The organism is Dactylosporangium sp. NPDC000521 (assembly GCF_042898305.1).
Lineage (GTDB): Bacteria > Actinomycetota > Actinomycetes > Mycobacteriales > Micromonosporaceae > Dactylosporangium.
Genome location: NZ_JBIAYW010000005.1, coordinates 296,614 through 316,169, shown reverse-complemented (window position 1 = coordinate 316,169; position 19,556 = coordinate 296,614). Strand labels below are relative to the sequence as shown.

Annotated in this window: 16 protein-coding genes; 7 read left to right on the top strand and 9 right to left on the bottom strand. The window is 73.9% G+C overall.

Annotation, left to right across the window (positions count from 1 at the left end; all coding sequences use genetic code 11):
• Nucleotides 1-100 precede the first annotated feature (100 nt).
• From ACFY3L_RS19450 to ACFY3L_RS19440, 3 genes are all read right to left on the bottom strand, one after another.
• Nucleotides 101-1,474: an FAD-binding oxidoreductase gene (locus ACFY3L_RS19450; protein WP_389325405.1), complete on the bottom strand. Its 1,374-nt coding sequence runs from the start codon at nucleotides 1,472-1,474 to the stop codon at nucleotides 101-103.
• Nucleotides 1,475-1,547: 73 nt separating this feature from the next.
• Complete coding sequence (locus tag ACFY3L_RS19445) at nucleotides 1,548-5,066, bottom strand: BTAD domain-containing putative transcriptional regulator (RefSeq protein ID WP_389325402.1); 3,519 nt, start codon at nucleotides 5,064-5,066, stop codon at nucleotides 1,548-1,550.
• Between the two features lie 182 nt (nucleotides 5,067-5,248).
• Nucleotides 5,249-6,628, bottom strand: coding sequence for an alpha/beta hydrolase family protein (locus tag ACFY3L_RS19440; RefSeq protein WP_389325399.1), 1,380 nt, complete (start codon nucleotides 6,626-6,628; stop codon nucleotides 5,249-5,251).
• Between the two features lie 110 nt (nucleotides 6,629-6,738).
• Here ACFY3L_RS19440 and ACFY3L_RS19435 point away from each other — a divergent pair, with 110 nt between their 5' ends.
• Nucleotides 6,739-7,590, top strand: coding sequence for an expansin EXLX1 family cellulose-binding protein (locus ACFY3L_RS19435; RefSeq protein WP_389325396.1), 852 nt, complete (start codon nucleotides 6,739-6,741; stop codon nucleotides 7,588-7,590).
• Nucleotides 7,591-7,824: 234 nt separating this feature from the next.
• Here ACFY3L_RS19435 and ACFY3L_RS19430 read toward each other — a convergent pair whose 3' ends face one another.
• Entirely contained in the window at nucleotides 7,825-8,544 is a 720-nt protein-coding gene (locus ACFY3L_RS19430; RefSeq protein WP_389325392.1) for an SDR family oxidoreductase, read from the bottom strand.
• 70 nt (nucleotides 8,545-8,614) lie between these two features.
• Between ACFY3L_RS19430 and ACFY3L_RS19425 the strand changes: the two genes are divergently transcribed.
• Nucleotides 8,615-9,487 carry a LysR family transcriptional regulator gene (locus ACFY3L_RS19425; protein ID WP_389325389.1) on the top strand — a complete coding sequence of 291 codons (873 nt, stop codon included), beginning with the start codon at nucleotides 8,615-8,617 and terminating at the stop codon, nucleotides 9,485-9,487.
• A gap of 511 nt (nucleotides 9,488-9,998) precedes the next feature.
• On the opposite strand, the gene ACFY3L_RS19420 is transcribed toward ACFY3L_RS19425, so the two are convergent.
• Both ACFY3L_RS19420 and ACFY3L_RS19415 read right to left on the bottom strand, forming a co-directional pair.
• Nucleotides 9,999-10,391 carry a MerR family transcriptional regulator gene (locus tag ACFY3L_RS19420; protein ID WP_389325386.1) on the bottom strand — a complete coding sequence of 131 codons (393 nt, stop codon included), beginning with the start codon at nucleotides 10,389-10,391 and terminating at the stop codon, nucleotides 9,999-10,001.
• 3 nt (nucleotides 10,392-10,394) lie between these two features.
• The gene (locus ACFY3L_RS19415; RefSeq protein ID WP_389325383.1) at nucleotides 10,395-11,195 is read right to left on the bottom strand and encodes a serine hydrolase; all 801 of its coding nucleotides are present in this window, start codon (nucleotides 11,193-11,195) and stop codon (nucleotides 10,395-10,397) included.
• 31 nt (nucleotides 11,196-11,226) lie between these two features.
• On the opposite strand from ACFY3L_RS19415, the gene ACFY3L_RS19410 reads away from it, so the two are divergent.
• A complete protein-coding gene (locus tag ACFY3L_RS19410) occupies nucleotides 11,227-11,982 on the top strand; it encodes an endo alpha-1,4 polygalactosaminidase (RefSeq protein WP_389325379.1) in 756 nt (251 codons plus the stop codon).
• A 7-nt stretch (nucleotides 11,983-11,989) separates the two neighbouring features.
• On the opposite strand, the gene ACFY3L_RS19405 is transcribed toward ACFY3L_RS19410, so the two are convergent.
• On the bottom strand, nucleotides 11,990-12,691 hold the full coding sequence (locus ACFY3L_RS19405) for a hypothetical protein (protein ID WP_389325376.1): 702 nt from the start codon (nucleotides 12,689-12,691) through the stop codon (nucleotides 11,990-11,992).
• A gap of 560 nt (nucleotides 12,692-13,251) precedes the next feature.
• Between ACFY3L_RS19405 and ACFY3L_RS19400 the strand changes: the two genes are divergently transcribed.
• Nucleotides 13,252-13,434 (top strand): hypothetical protein, encoded by a 183-nt coding sequence (locus ACFY3L_RS19400; RefSeq protein ID WP_389325373.1) that lies wholly within the window; start codon nucleotides 13,252-13,254, stop codon nucleotides 13,432-13,434.
• A 134-nt stretch (nucleotides 13,435-13,568) separates the two neighbouring features.
• Here the strand turns inward: ACFY3L_RS19400 and ACFY3L_RS19395 are convergent, their stop codons facing one another.
• A complete protein-coding gene (locus ACFY3L_RS19395; protein ID WP_389325370.1) occupies nucleotides 13,569-14,906 on the bottom strand; it encodes a sensor histidine kinase in 1,338 nt (445 codons plus the stop codon).
• Nucleotides 14,903-15,565 carry a response regulator transcription factor gene (locus tag ACFY3L_RS19390; protein WP_389325366.1) on the bottom strand — a complete coding sequence of 221 codons (663 nt, stop codon included), beginning with the start codon at nucleotides 15,563-15,565 and terminating at the stop codon, nucleotides 14,903-14,905. The genes ACFY3L_RS19395 and ACFY3L_RS19390 overlap by 4 nt, the downstream gene beginning before the upstream one ends.
• Nucleotides 15,566-15,652: 87 nt before the next feature.
• Here ACFY3L_RS19390 and ACFY3L_RS19385 point away from each other — a divergent pair, with 87 nt between their 5' ends.
• The 3 genes from ACFY3L_RS19385 to ACFY3L_RS19375 all read left to right on the top strand — a co-directional run bounded on the left by ACFY3L_RS19385 (nucleotide 15,653) and on the right by ACFY3L_RS19375 (nucleotide 19,249).
• The gene (locus ACFY3L_RS19385; RefSeq protein ID WP_389325363.1) at nucleotides 15,653-16,582 is read left to right on the top strand and encodes an ABC transporter ATP-binding protein; all 930 of its coding nucleotides are present in this window, start codon (nucleotides 15,653-15,655) and stop codon (nucleotides 16,580-16,582) included.
• Between the two features lie 136 nt (nucleotides 16,583-16,718).
• Nucleotides 16,719-18,224, top strand: a complete 1,506-nt coding sequence (locus ACFY3L_RS19380) for an ABC transporter permease subunit (protein ID WP_389325360.1) — start codon at nucleotides 16,719-16,721, stop codon at nucleotides 18,222-18,224.
• A 296-nt stretch (nucleotides 18,225-18,520) separates the two neighbouring features.
• Nucleotides 18,521-19,249: an ABC transporter permease gene (locus tag ACFY3L_RS19375; protein WP_389325357.1), complete on the top strand. Its 729-nt coding sequence runs from the start codon at nucleotides 18,521-18,523 to the stop codon at nucleotides 19,247-19,249.
• The last annotated feature ends 307 nt before the right edge of the window (nucleotides 19,250-19,556 follow it).

The window sequence follows — 19,556 nt, the reverse complement described above, 5'->3', positions numbered from 1 at the left end:
ACCTTCACGAGCAACGGTAAGTCCCGTGCCGTTGCGGCCGGCGGATCCCGATCGGGACCCGGGCCGGTCAGCGGCACGGGACTCACCTACGTGTTCGTTGTCAGGGGAGGATTGCCTGGTTGGTGGAGAAGACGTTGGTCGGGTCGTAGGAGCGCTTGATGCGCAGGAGGCGGTCGCGGTCCGGGGCGGGCCAGTTGGCCTGCAGCGCCTCGGGGCCCGCGCCGCCGGAGAAGTTCATGAACCCGCCCGGCACGGTGGCGTCCGCGGCGGAGGACAGGACCGCGGCGGTCACGGCGTCGACGACCGGCACCAGCTCCGGGACACCCAGGCCGATGACGAAGAGCGAGAAGGCGGCGTCGCGGCCGGGGATCGCGTTCGGGACGGCCGGCGGGCGGGAGAGGGCGCCGCCGAGGTGGCGGAGCTCGACCGCGATGAGCGGGACGTCGACCTGCGGGCCGGCGGTGGCGAGCAGGCCCTCGACGGTGGCGGCGGTCAGGTCGCCGAGCAGGACGCCGCCCTCGCGGGTGGGCGTGGGGTCGACCGGGTCCTGGTGGATGGAGTCGATGGCCTGGTAGGGCATCTCGCCGACGCCGCCGAGCAGGACCGGGGCGGCGGCGAGCATGGGGGCGAGCAGCTCCGAGGCGGTGACGGTGTCGCCGAGGTACGCCACCCGCAGGTGCACCACGAAGGCCCCGCGCAGCGGCTCGGGCAGCTGCGGCAGCGGGGGCAGGCGGAGCATGGCGAGGGACGTGTTCATCCCGTCGGGGAGGGTCGGCGCCCAGGTGCGGTAGGCGTGCAGGACCTCGGCAGCGTGGGTGGCCGGGAAGAAGTACCCGCCGCCGGTCAGCGACGGCACGTCGAAGAGGTCGAACTCGATGGCGGTGACGATGCCGAAGTTGCCCTTGCCGCCGCGGACGGCCCAGAAGAGGTCGCTCTCGTGGGCGGCGTCGACGGTGCGGACGACGCCGTCGGCGGTGACGATCTCGACGGAGCGGACGTGGTCGGCGGCGAAGCCGAAGGTGCGGCCGAGGGGGCCGAGGCCGCCGCCGAGCGTGTAGCCGACCACGCCGACCTGCGACGAGGATCCGTTCAGCGGGGCGAGGCCGTGCGGCGCGGCCGCCTCGATGACCTGGGACCAGCGGACCCCGGCCGCGGCGCGGGCGCGCTTGCCGGCGACGTCGACGGACAGGGACTGCATGCGGCTGGTGGTGATCAGGACGCAGTCGACGGCGGGGCGGACGGCGCCGTGGCCGGTGGCCTGGACGGCGACGGGCAGGCCGTGACGGCCGGCCCACCTGACCGCCGCGGCGACGTCGGCCATGCTGGTGGCGCCGACGGCGACGGCGGGTCGGTGCGGGTTCGCGACGTTCCAGGCGAAGATCTCCTCCGCGAAGCCGTCGTCGGAGGGCAGGAGCACCGGGCCGTCGACGGCGGCGGCGAGGTCGGCGAAGGACAGGTCGGTCGATGCAGTCATCAGAGGTTCCTCAAGGTCGGGGCGCGTGCGGCAGCGCCACGGACCACGGTGCACGACAGCGCTTGGCTGCCGGTTAATCGCCACTTAAACGCGCGACTTGAGCAATACTTGCGGCCTCAAGATGGGCGGCGCCGAGCCGGCGGTGCGCCTCCAGGGCCAGCGTGGCGTGCGCGAGGGCATCGTCCGGACGGCCGAGGGCGTGCGCGAGCGCGGCGAGGGCGTAGCGCATCGAGCCCCACGTGGCGCAGCCCGTCCCGACCGTGGCCCACAGGTCGGCGAAGGGAAGGATCTCCTCGTACAACTCGGCACACAGCGGCAGGTCGAGCCGGGCCGCCACGAGCGCCCACTGGAACGCCACGAGGTTCCAGCACCACAGCATCTCCCGGCGCGTGCCCCACCGGTCGACGAGCCGCCGGGCAAGGTCCTCGTCGCCGGACTCGCAGGCGGCCAGGACCGCGGTCGGCCGCAGCAGCTCCAGGTGCGGCTCGTCGGCGCGGCGGATCAGCTCGTCGAGCAGATCACCGGGCCTTCCCTGGAAGCGCCGGCTGGTGTACAGCATGGCCAGCCGGATCCAGTTGGTGCCCCACAGACTGGTGTGCGCCTGCAGGGCGAACGCCTCGCCGACCAGCCGCTCGCCGTCGTCCCAGCGGCCGTCGAGCATCGCCCGGCCGGCCCGCGCGTACCTGACCTGCGCGGCGAGGACCCCGGTGCGCAGCTCCCCGCCGAGGTGGACGGCGCGGGCCAGGTCGGTGTCGAAGGTGGCGAAGTCACCGGCGGTCACGGCGCTCATCATGCGGTGCAGCCGGCCGGTGAGCTCCACGGTGCGCGGCAGCGCGTCGATGGCGAGCAGCTCGTCGACGGTGGCCCGGCGCAGCTGCTCGGCCTGCGGGACCAGGGCGACGTTCCAGAGGTTGTCGAGGGTGCGGGCGCGCAGCTCCGCGTCGCCGATGCGCCTGGCGATCGCCACGGCCTCCGCGGCGTACGCCTCCCCGGCCGGCCGGTCCTCGGCGTGGTACAGCTCGACCGCCAGGGTGCCGAGAAGGACGGCCCGGCGGCGCGGGTCGGTGTCGCCGAGGCGGGCGAGCTGGTCGCGGAGGATGCCGATCATCCGCTCGTCGACGACCAGGTACGGCCGCCACGTCCACAGCGTGACCCCGCCGAAGAGCGTCGCCGCGTCCATCGTGAGGTCGTCGTCGCCGAGCTGCCGGGCGAGGGTGAGCGCCTCGTCGAGGACGGCGCGGGTGCCGGCGAGATCCCCGCCCGCGCGGCGCGCGACACCCAGCTGGACGAGCAGCCGGCACCGGTCGGCGGCCGCGCCCGGGCGGGTCGGGTCCAGCGCGCCGAGGGCCGACTCCAGGTAGGTGGCGGCCTCGTCGTACGCCAGCTGCGCCATCGACAGCTCGGCGGCGCGCCGCGCGTAGCCGACCGCGCGCTCCGCGCCGCCGAGCCGCGCCGCCATGGTGAAGTGGTGCACGAGCCGGCCGAGCAGCGCCGGGTCGTCGGGCCGGGCGAACGCTTCAAGGGCCTCACCGACCCGCAGGTGCAGCCGGGAGCGCTGCAGGCGGGTGAGCGCGCCGTAGAGGGTGTCGCGGACGATCGCGTGCGAGAACCGGTAGTCCCAGGTGCCGGGCACCTCGGTGAGCAGCCCCGCGACCACCGCGGGCTCCAGGGCGCTCATCACCTGCTCGTTCTCGGCGTCGGTGCTGGCTTCCAGCAGGACCAGCTCGACGTCCCGCCCGATGACCGCCGCCGTGCGCAGCATCGCCTGGGTCTCCTCCGGCAGCCGTGACACGCGCCGGCCGACGACGTCGCGGACGCCCTCGGGCACGCCGAGGTCGGCGACGGCCTGCGCGGTGCCCCACCCGCCGGGGTGCTCGCTGGTGAGCAGCCGCAGCAGCTCCTTCAGGTAGAACGGGTTGCCGCCGGTGCGCTCCAGCAGCGCCTGGACGACCTCACCGGGTGCCTCGCCGGGTGCACCGCCGGGTGCCTCACCGGGTGCGCCGCCCGCGTTGTCGCGGAGGTACGCGGCGATGTCTCCCGCCGTGAACGAGCCGAGCCGGATCCGGTCGGAGCCGCGCTCGTTCGCCAGCAGCGCAAGGGTCTCCCGCAGCGCGGGGTCGCCGCCGGTCACGTCCGGGCGCATCGTGCCCAGCAGCAGGATCGGCCGCCGGTGCAGGGCGGGCGCCAGGTGCGCGAGCAGCTGCAGCGACGACGCGTCGGCGACGTGCAGGTCGTCGACGACGAGCAGCAGCGGCTGCCCGGCGGCGCTCTCGAACAGCGTCTCGGCGACCGCCTCGTGCAGGTGGAACAGGGCGGTGCCGGGCTCCTCGGCCCGCCAGCCGCTCTCGCCGCGCCCGGCGAGCACGTCGAGCAGGTGCCGCCGGCCGTCGGTGTCGGGCAGTGCCCGCAGGATCTGCGCCCACGGCCAGAACGCGGGGGTCGCGCTCGCCTCGACGCACCGGCTCCACGCGACCCGCAGCCCGTGCCCGGTGGCGAGGGTGGCGGCCCGCTCGGCGAGCAGCGTCTTGCCGAGCCCGGCCTCACCGACGACGAGGACGACGCCGCCCTGGCCGGCGCCTGCCTGTGCGAGCCGTTCGTCGAGGTGCCGCTCCTCCCGCTCCCTGCCGACGAGCGCACTGCCGACGAGATCCCTGCCGACGGGCTCCGTGGCCGCCGGGCGGTCGGCCGTCTTCACGGCGGTGCCGGCCGCCGACGCGCGACCGGCGGTGCTGAGCGAACCCGCGCGACCGGCGGTGCTGAGCGAAGCCGAGGGACCGGGGGTGGCGGGCGCGGTCGCGACGGAGGGACTGTGCGTTGGCGTCAGGGCCGGGTCGTGGCGGAGGATGGCCGCCTCCAGGTCGCGCAGGTGCGGGCCGGGCGGCAGGCCGAGCTCGTCGTCGAGCACCGTCCTCGCCCGCCGGAACGCGGCGAGTGCGTCGGCCTGGCGACCGTCCCGGTACAGGGCGAGCATCAGCTGCCCCCAGGACCGTTCGCGGAACGGGTGCCGGTCCAGCAGCGCGACGGACGCCGCTGCCGCCGCCGCGTGCCGCCCGGTGGCGAGATGGACGTCGACGAGGTCCTCGACGGCGCCGTCGTGCGCCTCGCCGAGCTGCGCGGCGACCGCGGCCGCGAACTCCTCCTCGGCGAAGTCTGCCAGCGGCACGCCCCGCCACTCCCGCAGGGCCGCGGTGAGCAGCGTCTCGGCCTCGGCGTACGCGCCGGCCGCGAGCCTGGCCCGGCCCTCCTCCGCGCCACGGGTGAAGCGGGCCGCGTCGACCTGACCGGCGTCGATCGCGAGGAGGTACCCGGGGTCCCGGGTCACCAGCACCGACGGCGCGGTCCGCGGCGGGCGGTCCGGCTCGAGGACGCGCCGCAGCTGCGAGATGTACACCTGCAGCGTGCTGGTGGCGCTCGACGGCGCCTCGCCGGTCCACAGCCCGTTGATGATCCGGTCGAGCGACACGACCCTGCCGGGGTCGAGCAGCAGCAGCGCGAGGACGGCCCGCTGCTTGCGCGCGCCGAGGTCCAGCGGCGCGCCGCCGGGCGGCTGGACCTCCAGCGGGCCGAGGATCCGGAAGTCGAGCCGCGTCACGGCGTCACGTTATCCGCTGGCGGGCGCCCAGGGGCCGAGCCGTCGGATCTTGGACTCAGGCTTCGGCCGGCAGCATGGGCAGCTCCCGAGATCATCGGTGGTGACGGCGCTTTTTTCAGAGAAGTAGCCGTCACCGGCGCACGGGAAGCCGCAGCGGTCACCGTACCCGGCACCGCTCATGTTCAGGCCGGGCAGGCGGCTCCGAAGGAGGGGCGCTGCGTCAGCGTGAACCGGCAGCCGAAGTCGTCCGCGGCCACGGCCCGGCGGTCCAGGATCGCGTCGCCCGCCGGCCGGTGCCCGGTCCTGACCCACGAGACCAGGTCGTCGAAGCCCTGCGCGAGCTCCGGCACGGTGAACTCGCAGTGCCCGAGCGCCCGCACCGCGCGGGACACGAAGAGCTTCCCGCGGCCCTGCAGCGCGGCGCGGCGCGCGTACTCCTGCTCCATCGACAGCGGCACGAACAGGTCACCGATCGTGTGCATCGACAGCACCGGCACGCGCGGCCGCCCGTCGACGCGCGGCACCCCGGACAGGTCCCGCGAGGGCCGGTCGGTGCGGTCGACCCGCAGGACGTCGCGGTTGACGCGCAGCTCGTCCCGGCTGAGCCACGGGCTGTCGTCGCTCTGGTACAGCGTGAGCCGGTTCGACGTGAGGTTGCCCTCGGCGATGCCGGCGGTGCCGCCGGACAGCCCCGGGTACACCCCGAACAGGAACGGCACCGTGGTCAGCGGCGGGATCCCGGGCAGCGCGCTCCAGTAGGCGATCGCGTTGTCGAAGCCCGGCCGCGTGCCGCCGCTGCGCTGCTCGACGAAGTCGCCCCACCTGCGGCCCAGCGCGGTCAGCCCGGCCCCCTGGCCGAGCAGCGGCACCTGCTGGGCGACCTGCTGCCGGTACACCTCCTGGAACGACGGATCGACGGGCGCCTTCGGGAACGTGATGGCGGTGCCGGTGAGTGCCGCCGCGGTGACGTTCGCGTCGAGGAAGTAGTCGAACAGCTCCGCGTCGCCGAGGACGCCGCAGACGGGCATCGCGCCGGCGAACGCCTGCGGGTGCTCCTCGATGGCCACCGCCGTGACGTGGCCGCCCATCGACGCGCCGGTCATGTAGACGGACCTGGCGCGCAGCCCGGTGTGCTCCTTGAAGCGGTCGATCAGGGTGTACGAGTCGCGCACGCCCTGCCCGACGTCATAGCCGTTGGTCGCGTAGCTGGACGCGGCCCAGGCGAAGCCGCGCGACAGGTAGTGCGCGCGCAGCGACGGGCTGTCGACGAACACGGTCGTGCCGAGCCCGCGGTACCCGTGCGCGTACAGCACCAGCTCGCCGTTCCAGTCGGCGGGCTTCTCGATGCGGTACGCCGCACCGTCGGTGATCCCGGTCCACACGCTCGATCCGTTGACCGGCACGAACGGCGTGCCGTTCACGTCGCAGTCCGGATCCGCGACCGTGTATCCGGGCTGCGTGGTGCTCGCCACCGGCGGGCCGCAGACCGGCGGCTCCGCGGCGGCGGGCGCGGGGACGGCGAGGATGCCCGCGACAAGGACCAACGACGCTGCGCTGCGCATCCACACATGAGACGCCCGTCGATGCCTCGATGTCAACGACTGTGTGCACTCGCTGTGCTTGTTGTCGTCGATTTCGGGTTTCGCGGTCTGCCTTCTAGACTCCCGGACCCATGGAGCGCCGTCACCTGCGTTGGATCATCCCTGCCGCGGGCGGCGTGCTCGCCGTCGTCGTGTCGCTCGTGCTCGTCCTGCAGGACACCGGCGAGGCCGCCTGCGCCGCGGTCCCTGCCGCGCCGCTCCAGGCACCTGTGGTGGAGAACGTGCGCTCCGGCAGCGCCTCGTACTACAGCACCAACCGCAACGGCATGTGCAACCTCGGCGCCCCCTCCACCGACGCCTACGCCGCGATCGGCCCCGCCGAGTGGGCCGGCGGCGCGGCGTGCGGCTCCTACCTCGCCGTGACCGGCCCCAACGGCCAGACCACCACCGTGCAGGTCGTCGACCAGTGCCCGTCCTGTCCCGCCGGCAAGATCGACCTGAGCAAGGGCGCCTTCTCCCGCATCGGCTCCGTCAGCGCCGGCATCATCCAGATCACCTACGGCACCGTCCGCGACCCCGACCTCCCCGGCCCCCTGAAGGTCCGCGCCAAGGGCGGCACCGGCTACTCGTCCCTCTCGGTCGTCCTGGACAACCACGGCAACCGGCTGTCCACTGTGGAGCTGCAAACCGCGGCCGGCTGGACGCCGCTGAAGCACAACACCGACAACACGTGGACCGGCCCGTCGGGGCTGACCGGCCCGGTCACCCTCCGCGTCACGGACGCCTCCGGCCACCAGGTCACGCTGCCGGGGATCGCCCTCGGCTCGTCGGCGTTCCAGCAGACGGCCACCCTCATGTACAGCCCGGCCCCGCCGTCCCCGTCGCCGTCGCCGTCCCTCTCCCCGTCGCCGTCGGAGTCGCCGTCGGCCGCCGCCACCACCCCGGTCGCCGCCGCGGCCAGCACCGCCCCACCCACCTGCTGACCCAGTTCCTGCTTCGCCCTTCGCCCTTCGCCTCCGCCCTTCGCCCTTCGTCCCGAGCGCGGTGCCGCGCGGCCGCGGGTTGCGGGTTTGCGGGTTGCGGCACCGCGCTCGGCAGCCTGCGCGCCCCCGCGCTCGGCCAGCCCGGCCACGTCCTCAGCCACCTCGCCGCCGTCACGACGGAGTCCGCGACCGCTCCAGTCGCGAGCGACCCGTTCCCCCGGCGGCCGTGGCGGTCTACCAGCGGACCGGGCCCTCGTCGTCGAAGAAGCCGCCGGACGGGCCGTCGTCGGGCAGGGTCGCGAGGCGCACCGCGATCGCCGCGCCCTGCGCCGGGGTCCGGAAGCCGCTGTGGTGGTTCAGGTCGGTGGCGCAGTAGCCGGGGCAGCCGGCGTTGACCAGGATTCCCGTGTCGCGCAGCTCCTTGGCGTACTGGAGGGTGACGGCGTTCAGGAAGGCCTTCGACGGCGCGTACGCCACCGACGGCGGCATCCCGCTCAGCGGCCCCTCCGGGTCGGTCTGCTCCGCGAACGAGCCGACGGAGCTCGACATGTTCACGATCCGCGGCCGCGGGGACCGGCGCAGCAGCGGGAGCATCGCGTTGGTCACGCGGATCACCCCGTACACGTTGGTGTCCACCGCGGCGTGCACGATCGCCAGGTCGACGGTGCTCGGGACCTGCGGCGTGCCACCGATGATCCCGGCGTTGTTGACGAGCACGTCCAGCACGTCCAGCCGCGCCGCGGCCGCGTCGACGCTCGCCTGGTCGGTGACGTCGAGCGCGACCCCGAACGCGTCCGCGCCGCCCGCGCGCAGCTTCGCCACCGCCTCCTCCCGCCGCTGAGCGTCGCGTGCCCCGACCCCGACGCGCCACCCGAGCGCCCCGAGCCGCGCCGCGATCTCGTAGCCGATTCCCTTGTTCGCGCCGGTCACCAGCGCCACGGTTCCTGTGGTCATGCCCACGATGCTGGTTCGCGCCCGCCCCGGCCGCCAACACCGTCTGGGTCAGGACCGATACCGTAGCGGTATGGAAACGCGCGAGCTGGCGTACTTCGTCGCGGTCGCCGAGGAGCTGCACTTCGGCCGGGCCGCCACCCGCCTCGGCATCGCCCAGCCGCCGCTGTCGCGGGCGATCCGCCAGCTGGAGCGCCGCCTCGGCGTCACCCTCCTGGAGCGCACCAGCCGCTCGGTCGCGCTGACCGCGGCCGGTGAGGTCCTGCTCCGCGAGGGCCGCGCCGCCCTGGACGCGGTCGCCGCCGCCGACCGCCGCACCCGCCGCGCCGGCCACCCCGCCGCCAAGCTCGTGCTCGCCACGAAGTCCGGTGCGGCCGGCGACCTTCTGCCCGCGCTGCTCTCGGCGTACGCCACCGACCCCACCGCGACCGGCCCCGACGCCGTGGCCGTCGAGGTGCTCCTGTGCGGCATCGGCGAGCAGGAGCGGCTGCTGCGCGACGGCCGGGCCGACGTGGCGCTGCTGCACCTGCCCTTCGACGACGCGACCGGCCTGGACGTCGAGGAGCTGCACACCGAGGGCCAGGTCGCGGTCCTGCCCGCCGGCCACCGCCTCGCCGGCCGCCCCCATCTGCTGACCGCCGACCTGGCCGGCGAGCCGTTCCCCGCCTGGCCCGGCTCCCCCGCCTCGACGGGCCCGCTGGTGCGCGACAGCACGCAGCTGTACCAGCTGATCGCCCTCGGCATGGTCGTCGCCACCCTGCCGTCGTCGTGCCGCTCCCAGCTGCGCCCCGACCTGGTCGCCGTGCCCGTCCTGGACGCACCCGCGGTGACCACGGTGATCGCCTGGCCGCCACACAGCCGGTCACGCGCCCTGGCCGCCCTGATCCGCTGCGCCGTGGACGTCAGCGCCCCCGCAGCCCTCGCAGGATCACCTCGCTCACCCTGACCGACGGCGGCCTTCCTCAAGGATCCGCGCACCGACCAACCGGTCGCGGCGCGACTGCCCGACGGCCCGCGAACCGACCAGCCGGTCGCGGCGCGACTGCCCGACGACCCGCGAACCGACCAGCCAGTGGCGGCGTGGCTGGCGGACAGCGTGATCGGGCCGACCCAGTGGCGGCATCCCGCAGGTGCGGCAACCACGTCAGCACCGGATGGTTCCCGGCCACCCCCAGGTCCGCAGCGATCCGCGCGACGGCGGCCAGCCGTTCGTCGGCGGCCAGCCGTTCGTCGGCGCCCGCCGCGACACGCCGCCACACCGGTGTGCGCCCTACTTCGCCGGGGCGTCAGCACCCTTCAGAATCGGCGACCGCCCGACCAGACGCCGCCAGCTGCCCGTTCGTCCACAATGGACGCCTCGGGTAACCGGCCGCCGGATCGAATACGCCCGCCGCACAGTAACGGACGCGGACCGACCGTCCCCGGCGCACAGGGCGGCGAGCCGCCCCAAACCTCTGTCACGCGGGGGCCTGGGCGTCGGCGGGTGCTGATCGGGCGAGTTCGCCGCGGTACCAGCCGATCTTCTCCTTGATCCTCGCCTGCTCCTCCCGCAGGTCGGCGATCTTCCGCTCGATGTCCCGGTCGTGCTCCTCCAGCAGCTCGGCACGCTCGGCGAACGTGCTGTCACCGTCGCGCGCCAGCTCCGCGTACCGCCGCATCCTCGCGATCGGCATGCCTGTGTCCCGCAGGCAGCGCAGGACCTCGAGCCACGCGAGGTCGTCGTCGGTGAACAGGCGCTGCCCGCCGGCGGTGCGGTCGATGCCGTCGAGCAGGCCGATCCGCTCGTAGTAGCGCAGCGTGTCGAGGCTGAACCCGGTCTTCTGAACGGTTTCCCGCGGCGAGTACGGCATGCCTCATGCTCCCACGAACGCACGAATCCCATCGCCCAGCTCACGCATGGTCGCGAGCACCTCACCGGCCGTCGCCTCGTCCGGCGGCCAGTTGGCCAGGACCGCGTACGCGCACCCGTTCACGACCCCCACGTCCGCCCGGACGCCGTCGTCGGTGCCGGTCTTGTTGCGCAGGACCAGGCCGTCGTGCGAGAGCGGGTCGAGCGCGAACGCCGACGCGACCATCGACAGGTCCGCCGAGGTGCGCATCCAGTCCAGCGCCCGCTCGCCGCCGTCGATCCCCGGCAGCCGGTGCAGCAGCAGCGACAGCTCGCCGGCGGAGCCGGACGACAGCCGCGGCGGATGCGCGGCCGTCCGCACGTCGCGGACCATGTCGTGCAGGGCCGTCGCCGCCAGCCCCAGCTCATGCCCGAGCGCCGCGACCCGCTCCAGCCCGACGTGGTGCAGCAGCACGTTGGTCGCGAGGTTGTCACTCACCGACGCGACCAGCACCGCCAGGTCGTGCGCCGGCAGCACGTCGGTGTGCAGGTGCTGCCACAGCCCGGAGTCCGCCACCGGCTCGACGTCCCGCCGGTCACACGGCAGGTCCGGCGGGAGGGAGCGGGCCACCTCGACCAGCAGCAGCAGCTTGCCGACACTCGCTGTGGAGAGCACGGTGTCGGGGCGGTGTTCGTACACCACCTGGCCGCCGCCGTCACGGACACATACCGACCAGGAGATGGGGCTGTCTGTCCCCCGGTCGGCCGGCGCATTCCGCCGGACCGTCAGATCAGGCCACCCGACGCCCGGCCGATGGCGAGGCATGCGACACACCCCCCGCACTGTGCTCCTGGCCGTGACAGCCTTCGTTGCCGTCGTTTGCTCCACCGTACCGGCAGCCGCCGCGACCACCCCCGCCACCTGGTGGAAACCGGCGGTCGGTGCCACCTGGCAGATGCAGTTCACCGGCAAGCTCGACACGTCCATCGCCGCCGACGTGTACGACATCGACGGCGCCGACGCCACGAAGGCCCAGGTCACCCAGCTGCACGCGGCCGGCCGGAAGGTGCTCTGCTACGTCGACGCCGGCTCCTGGGAGGACTGGCGCGCCGACGCCGCCCGCTTCCCGGCCGCCGTGCGCGGCAAGGCCCTGGACGGCTGGGCGGGCGAGCAGTGGCTCGACATCCGCCAGTGGGACACGCTGCGCCCGATCCTCGCCGACCGCTTCGCGACCTGCAAGGCGAAGGGCTTCGACGCCGTCGACCCGGACAACATGGACGGCTACGCCAACCCCACCGGCTTCCCCCTCACCGCCGCAGACCAGCTCCTGTTCAACCGCCGCGTCGCCGACCTCGCCCACTCTCTCGGCCTGGCCGTCGGGTTGAAGAACGACCTCGACCAGATCACCAAGCTGCAACCGTCCTTCGACTTCGCCGTCAACGAATCCTGCCTGCAGTGGAAGGAATGCGCCCTGCTCACCCCGTTCATCACCGCCGGCAAGCCCGTCTTCCACGTCGAGTACAAGGCCTCTTTGTGCCCGACCCCGGCCGGCCTCCGCTTCAGCTCGATCCGCAAGAACCTCCGCCTCGACGCCTTCCGCGCCGCCTGCTGACCGGCGCTCAGTCGTCGAGCCAGTGCTGCTCCCCGAGCATCGCGACGGTCTCCTCGTACGTCGCGAGCCGCGGCTCCCCACTCACCGGATCCGTGGTGCGCCACGGCGGGTACAGCCGGCGCCGCACCCACTGCGACAGCCATTCGCCGAGCGTGAAGTGGTGCGGCCACAGCTCCATGGTCGCCCCGCCCTCCCGTCCCGGCCCGTTCGACCAGACAGAGCCGTCGGCGAGATCGACGTACGAGACCATCCCGCAGCCCCAACTGCACAGCATCATCGGGACGGCAGGCTCCTCTGCGGCCTGCCGTCCCTGCTCGACCAGGTCGCTCCGCAGGCTCAGCAGCCCGTACCCGGGACCGAACCCACCGTCACCGACCTCGAGGTACAGCCGCCGCAGCAACGGCGGCAGCGCGACCCCGGCCACCCGCTCCACCTCGTCCACCGCTGCCGCCGACGCAGGCTCCAGCGGCGGCAGCTTCTCCACCAGCCCATGCCTCCGGGCCGCGACGTGACTGCGTGACCCACGCTCGTACGTGCACCGCCGCGCCGGCGGCGCCTCGAAGTCATCGACAAGCGCGAGCAGACCGAGGTCCACGACTTCCCAGCCGGGAATCTGGTCCCGGTACTCACCGGCCACGACCAGCCCCGTGACCGCCTCGAAGACCTCGTCGTCCAGCACCCCGCCATTCTGCTGCAGTGATGCGCTCACCCCGCATCCCGCCACGGCGACCGACCCGGTCCGGTCCGCCTGGATCCGTCCGCAGCCAGGTCACCAACCCCGCCGACATCGACGACGGCTCCCGGGCCAGGGCTCGTCACTCAATTCCATGTCCCTGACGAGCGGCAACCGCCGAACGCACCATCACGGCCACCCCATCCCGCGTTACGTCCTCGCAAGCCAGCGATCCACCAGCCCAACGAGAGGTGGCCGACCACAGCCCGTGACGAAGCCACCTCCCCGCACAACGCCGCAATCCGCGTCGCTGGAGGGCAGCCGGCCCGACACGCCACCGCATGTCTCCACGCCTCACACGACCATGCCCCCGCGACCGAACTGCACCCGGCCGTGCCCGCCCTTCCCCGAACCGACCCACCCTCACCGATCAAACGAACCCGACCGCACTCGCCCACCTGACCGCACTCGCCAACCCGACCGCACTCGTCCACCCGACCGCACTCGCCGACCCGACCACACTCGTCCACCCGACCGCACTCGCCAACCCGACCACACTCGCCCACTCGGCCGCCCAGCCCGTGCCATCCCGGCCCGTGTCCTCCTTACCTGACCGCCTCAACCCGCACCGCCCCACGCCGTCCTCACCTGACCGCCTCAACCCGCGCCGCCCCACGCCGTCCTCACCCGACCGCCTCAACCCGCACCGCCCCACGCCCCGCGTCCCAGCCCGCACCGCCGCCACCGAGCGCGTCCCAGCCCGCGTCCTCGCCACCTGACCGTTCCAACCCGCACTGCCACAGCCCTCACCAACCAAGCGAACCCGCCGCACTCGCCCACCCGGCCGCCCCAGCCCGCGCCATCCCAGGCTGCCGTCCTCCTCGCCCGGCCGCCCCAGCCCGCGCCGGCCGAGTTAGGCGCTGCGGTCGGCGGGCGGCGGGAAGTCGACGGTCACGTCGAGGCCACCCTCCGGGCGGGGCGTGACGCGTAACGTGGCGCCGTGCGCGGTCGCGATGGCCTGCACGATCGCAAGGCCGAGGCCGTGCCCGCTCGCGGCCCGGCCGATCCGCTGGCCCTCCAACCGCTGGAACGGCTGCAACAGCCGCCCGATCTCCTCCGCCGGGACCGCAGGCCCGGTGTTGCGCACCGTGAGCCGAGCCGCCTCCCGCACCGTCGAACCCGAGCCACGCGCCGCAGGCCCTGCCTCGCCCCGCACCGACGACTTCGCGCCCCACGGCAGCAGCCGGCCCACGCCCCGCGCCGCCGAAGCTCCACTCTCCGCCGCTGATCCAGGCTCGTCCCGGCCCGGAGTGCCCGCACCCGGCGCCGCAGGCTCAGCTTCGGCACGCACCGGCCGGCCCGCGCTCGCCGCCGTGGGCGGGGCGGCGTCCCGCACTGTGGAGGTGATGACCTCGATCCAGCCGCCGTCGATGTTGTACCGCACCGCGTTGTCAACCAGGTTCGCCACCAGGCTCTCGGCCAGGCGTGGGTCACCGGCGCCGACGGCCGGGTCCAGCGTGGCGTCGACGCGGACGCCGCGGACCTTCGCCTCACTCGACCGGCGACGGATCGCGGCGGCCGCGATCTCGGCCAGGTCGACCGGCTCCGCCTGCTCGATGCCCTGCTCGCCGCTGGCGAGGGTCAGCAGGGCGTCGACCAGCCGCTCCTGGGCGGCGCCGAGAGCGAGCACCTCGCGGCAGGCCTCGCGGAGGGAGTCGGCGGTGGCGTCGGGGTCGGCGAGCGCGACCTGCAGCAGCGCCCGCTCCGCGGCCAGCGGCGTGCGCAGCTCATGGGACGCGTTGGCCACGAACCGCCGCTGCGACGCGAACGCCGCCTCCAGCCGCTCGAAGACGCTGTCCAGCGTCTCGGCGAGATCCGTGAACTCGTCGTCGTCGCCCGTCTTCCCGAGCCGCCGGTCCAGGCTCGTCGCCGAGATGTCCTGCGCCGTGGCGATGATGGCGCGCAGTGGGCGCAGCAGCCGCCCGGCGGTGATCCAACCGCCGATCACCGCGACGACGCTGGCGATCAGCACCGTGAGCGCGATGACGCGGAACATCCGCTCCTCGTAGATCTCGGAAGGAGGGTCGCGGATGATGCGGACGCCGCCGACGGTCTCGCTGGCGGGGGCGGACACGGTCTCCCCGAAGGAGAACAGCGCGATGCTGGCCGTCACGGCGATGATGAACGGCACGGCATACAGCGTCGTGAGCCGCAGCTGCAGCCCGCGCCGCGGCCGGCGCCGGGTGCTCACGGCGCCCCGATCCGGTAGCCGGCCTCGCGGACCGTGTGGATGAGCTCGGGCGCGCCAAGCTTGCCGCGCAACCGGCGGATCGTCGTCTTCACCACGGTGGTGAACGGGTCGGCCGCCTCGTCCCACACCCTCTCCAGCAGATCCTCAGCGGAGACGGGCCGGCCGTCGGCGGCGAGCAGGCACTCCAGGACGCCGAACTCCTTGGGGCTGAGCTCCAAACGGCGCCCGCCCCTGGACGCGACCCGCCGGGCCGGGTCGAGCGTCAGGTCGCCGAGCTCGTACACCAGCGGCAATGCCTCGGCGGGGCGCCGCGCGAGCGCCCGTATACGGGCCACCAGCTCATCGAAGTCGAACGGCTTGGGCAGATAGTCGTCGGCGCCGAGGCCCAGGCCTTCCACGCGCTGCTTGACGGTGCTCGCCGCGGTCAGCATCAGCACGCGGCTGCTGGAGCGGGCCGCGACGATCCGCCGGCACACCTCGTCACCGTGGATGCCCGGCAGGTCGCGGTCGAGGACGACGACGTCATACCGGTTGACGGTGAGCCGGTCGAGCGCCTCCGTGCCGTCGAGGACCACGTCGACCGCCATGCCCTCACGGCGCAGCCCCGTCCCGACCGTCCTGGCCAGGACCTCGAAGTCTTCAACCACCAGCACCCGCATGCCCACCACCATGCCAGGTCGAAGGTGTCAGTGAGGTGTCAGCCGCTGTCACCGTGATGTCACCGGCCGCCACGTACAACGGACCGCATGATTGTCGTCAACGGACTCCGCAAACGGTTCGGGTCGCACACCGCCCTCGACGGGATGACGTTCACCGTCGAGCCGGGCCAGGTCACCGGCTTCGTCGGGCCCAACGGCGCCGGCAAGTCCACCACGATGCGGGTGATCCTCGGCCTCGACGCGCCCGACGCCGGCACCGCCCTCGTCGCCGGCCGTCCTTATCGCAGCCTCGCCCGCCCGCTGTGCCACCTCGGTTCGCTGCTCGACGCGGGCGCGTTGCAGCCCGGCCGCACCGCACGCAATCACCTCCTGTGGATCGCGCATTCCCAAGGACTGTCGAGTCGCCGCGTCGACGAGGTCCTCGAGCGGGCCGGTCTGCAGACCGTGGCCCGGCGCGCCGCCGGTGGGTTCTCCCTCGGCATGCGTCAGCGTCTCGGCATCGCCGCCGCGCTGCTCGGCGACCCGCCCGCGCTGATGCTCGACGAGCCGTTCAACGGCATGGATCCCGAGGGGATCGTGTGGATGCGCCAGCACCTGCGCGGGCTCGCCGCGGAGGGCCGAGCCGTCCTGGTCTCCAGTCACCTCATGAGCGAGCTCGAGGACACCGCCGACCATGTCGTGGTCGCCGGCCGAGGCCGGGTCATCGCCGACACCAACATCGCCGCGCTGCTCAAGCGGGCCGCCGCAGGCAGAGTCACCCTGCGCACAGGCGCGTCTTCGATCGACGTCGCGGCAGGTGTACTGGAAGCAGAAGGCGCCTCCGTCAGCCGCACCGACGCCGAAACGTTGACGGTCACCGGGCTGCCGGCCGAGGCCGTCGTGCGGCTGCTGACCAGCCGCGGCGTGCCGTTCGCGGAGATCTCGTCGCACCGGGCCACCCTCGAGGAGGCGTATCTCGAGCTGACCCGTGACGCCGTCGAGTTCCGCGCCGCGACCGGGTCGGAGGCGGCACGATGAGCGGTCCCAAGCGTGGTGGAGGAGCCGCGACCCAGCGTCGCGGCGTCGGCCCGGACAGGCGCCGAGGCGTGGCGGGGGTGGCGGCATGAGCGGCTTCGCGCGACTCGTACACGCGGAATGGACGAAATTCAGGACGGTGCGTGGCTGGTTGATCGGCATGGCCGCGGCCGCCGCCGCCATCGTCGGTCTCGGCCTGTTCCCAGGCATGACGGGCACGTGCGGCTCCGGCTGCGGCCTGCCCGTCGGGCCAGAGGGCGAGGAGGTCACCGACGTGTTCACGTTCGTGCACCGGCCCCTCGCCGGCGACGGCACCCTCACCGTCCGGGTCGCGTCGCTGACCGGCGAGCTGCCGCCCGACGGGCCGGGCAAGGATCCGCAACCAGGGCTGGTGCCGTGGGCGAAGGCCGGCCTGATCGTCAGGGACGGCACGAAGCAGGGCGCCACGTATGCGGCGGTCATGGTCACCGGCGCGCACGGCGTGCGGCTGCAGCACGACTATGTCCACGACCGCGCCGGGAAGCCGGGCGCCGTCACCGAGTCGGCGCCGCGATGGCTGCGGCTGACCCGCGCCGGCGACGTCGTCACCGCCCTGGAGTCCGCCGACGGCACCTCGTGGACGGGCATCGGCACCGTCCGCCTCAAGGGACTGCCGGCGACAGCGGAGGCCGGGCTGTTCGTCACGTCGCCGATGTTCGTGGAAGGGGTCGGTGCGGCCGGCGCGACCAGCGCGCCCAGCCTCGCCACGGCCGGCTTCGACCACCTCACCACGACCGGCGGCTGGCAGTCCGCGACCTGGACGACCGAACGCGTCGGCGGCACCGCCGACGACCCGCACCCGATCGGCAGCGGCCCGCCGCCCGAGCCGGGCGACAGCCCCGGTGGTAGCAGGGCACCCGCCGGAGGGCAGGCGCCCGGCGCCGAGCAGACCGCCGACGGCTTCACGGTCAGCGGCTCCGGCGACATCGCCCCAGCCGTGGCCGGTGCCGCCGGGCTGGGCACGACGATCAGCCAGACGCTCGTCGGCACGTTTGCCGGTCTGGTCTTCGTCGTCGTGGTCGGCGCGATGACGATGACCGGCGAATACCGGCGCGGTCTGATCCGCACGTCGCTCGCCGCCGCGCCCCGCCGTGGTGCCGCGCTCGCCGCGAAGGCGACCGTGCTCGGCGCAGTCACGTTCGTCGTCGGGGTCGCCGCCGCGGCCGTCGTCGTCACCATCGGGCCAGGGCTGCTCCGCGACAACGGCGTGTACGTCCACCCGGTCTCCACCGCCACCGAGCTGCGGGTCATCGCCGGCACCGGCGCCCTGCTCGCCGTCGCCGCGGTCCTCGCGCTCGCGTTCGGCGTCCTGCTGCGCCGCGGCACCACGGCGGTGACCTTGGCGTTCGTGGCGACGGTCCTGCCGTACCTGCTGTCGATGACCGTCCTGCCCGTCGCCGCGGGTGCGTGGCTGCTTCGCGTGACGCCGGCCGCCGCGTTCGCCATCCAGCAGAGCACGCCGCAGTACGCCCAGGTGGAGGGCCTGTACACGCCCGCCAACGGCTTCTTCCCGCTCACCCCGTGGTCGGGGCTGGCGGTCCTGCTCGCCTGGGCGACCGCGGGGCTGGCCTTCGCCGCGTACCGCTTCCGTAGGAGGGACGTATGAGCCGCGACCTGCTTCCGCCGGACCGTCGCAGGGACCGCAACCTGCCACCGCCGCCCGGTTCGCGTCGGGACCGCACCCCATCACCGCTGGAAGACCGGGCCGGCTCCGGGGCGCGGGAGGCGCGCCACCCGCGTGGGACGGCCCCAGAGCACCTGCCAGCGGAGCCGCGGCCCGGGCAGCCAGCCGAACCGCAGCAGGAGCTGACGACCGAACCGCGGCACGAACTCAGAGCCGGACGGCGGCGCGGGCTGACGACCGAATCGCGGCGTCCGCTGGCGGCCGAGTGCTGGCGGTACGTGCGGGCGGAGTGGACGAAACTGCGCACCGCCACGGAGACGGTGTGGCTGGTCGTCGGGATCGTGGCGGCGACCGTCGGGGTCGGGCTCGTCGTCGTGCTCAATGTTGCGTGCAGCGCCGAGGTCTGCGCCGGCGACCCGACGAAGACGGGTCTCACCGGCGTCCAGCTCGGTCAGGCCGTCGTGGCGATCCTCGCGGTGCTCGCCGTCGGCGGGGAGTACAGCACGGGCATGATCCACGGCACCCTCGCCGCCATGCCGCGCCGCACCGGGGTGCTCGCGGCCAAGGCCGTCGTCGTCACCGCCGTCACCGTGCCCGTGGCGACGGTGGCGGTCGCGGTCGCCGCCCTCGCCGGCCGTCACTTCCTGCCGGCGGATGCGTCATGGCCGTCAGTTCTGCGCGCCACCGGTGGCTCGGTGCTGTACCTGACGCTCATCGGCCTGCTCGCCCTCGGCGTGGCCACGGTGGTCCGCAACGCCGCCTCGGCGGTCGGGGTGGTGCTCGCCCTGCTGTTCCTGTTCCCGATCCTCGCCGCCGCCGCACCCGACCCGGCGTGGGAGCGGCACCTGCTGCAGGCGGGCCCGATGACCGCTGGGCTCGCCGTCCAAGCCACCACGGGGCTGGACACGTTACCGATCGGCCCGTGGGCAGGTCTTGCCGTGACCGCGGCCTGGGCGGTGGGGGCGTTACTCGTCGCGGTCATCACCCTCGAGGTCCGTGACGCCTGACCACCGCTGCGCGCTGATTGCCCGCCGCCGGACCGCAGTGCGTAGGCACGGGTGGTGCACGACGGTGACCGCAGCCGTGCTCGCGACAGCGATCTGGTGCCGGGTGTCCACCACGGGCGGCGCGGCGGCTCGATGGTCCTGCGCGGTTCAGGGTCCTGCGCGGCTCGATGGTCCTGCGCGGTTCAGGGTCCTGCGCGGTTGGAGGGTCGTGCGCGACGGCTCCGGACCACCCGCCGGTTCAAGTGCGAGCACCGTCGAATGCAGGAGGCGAGGTGAGGTGACGCGAGGCGCCAGAATCGCGGCGCGA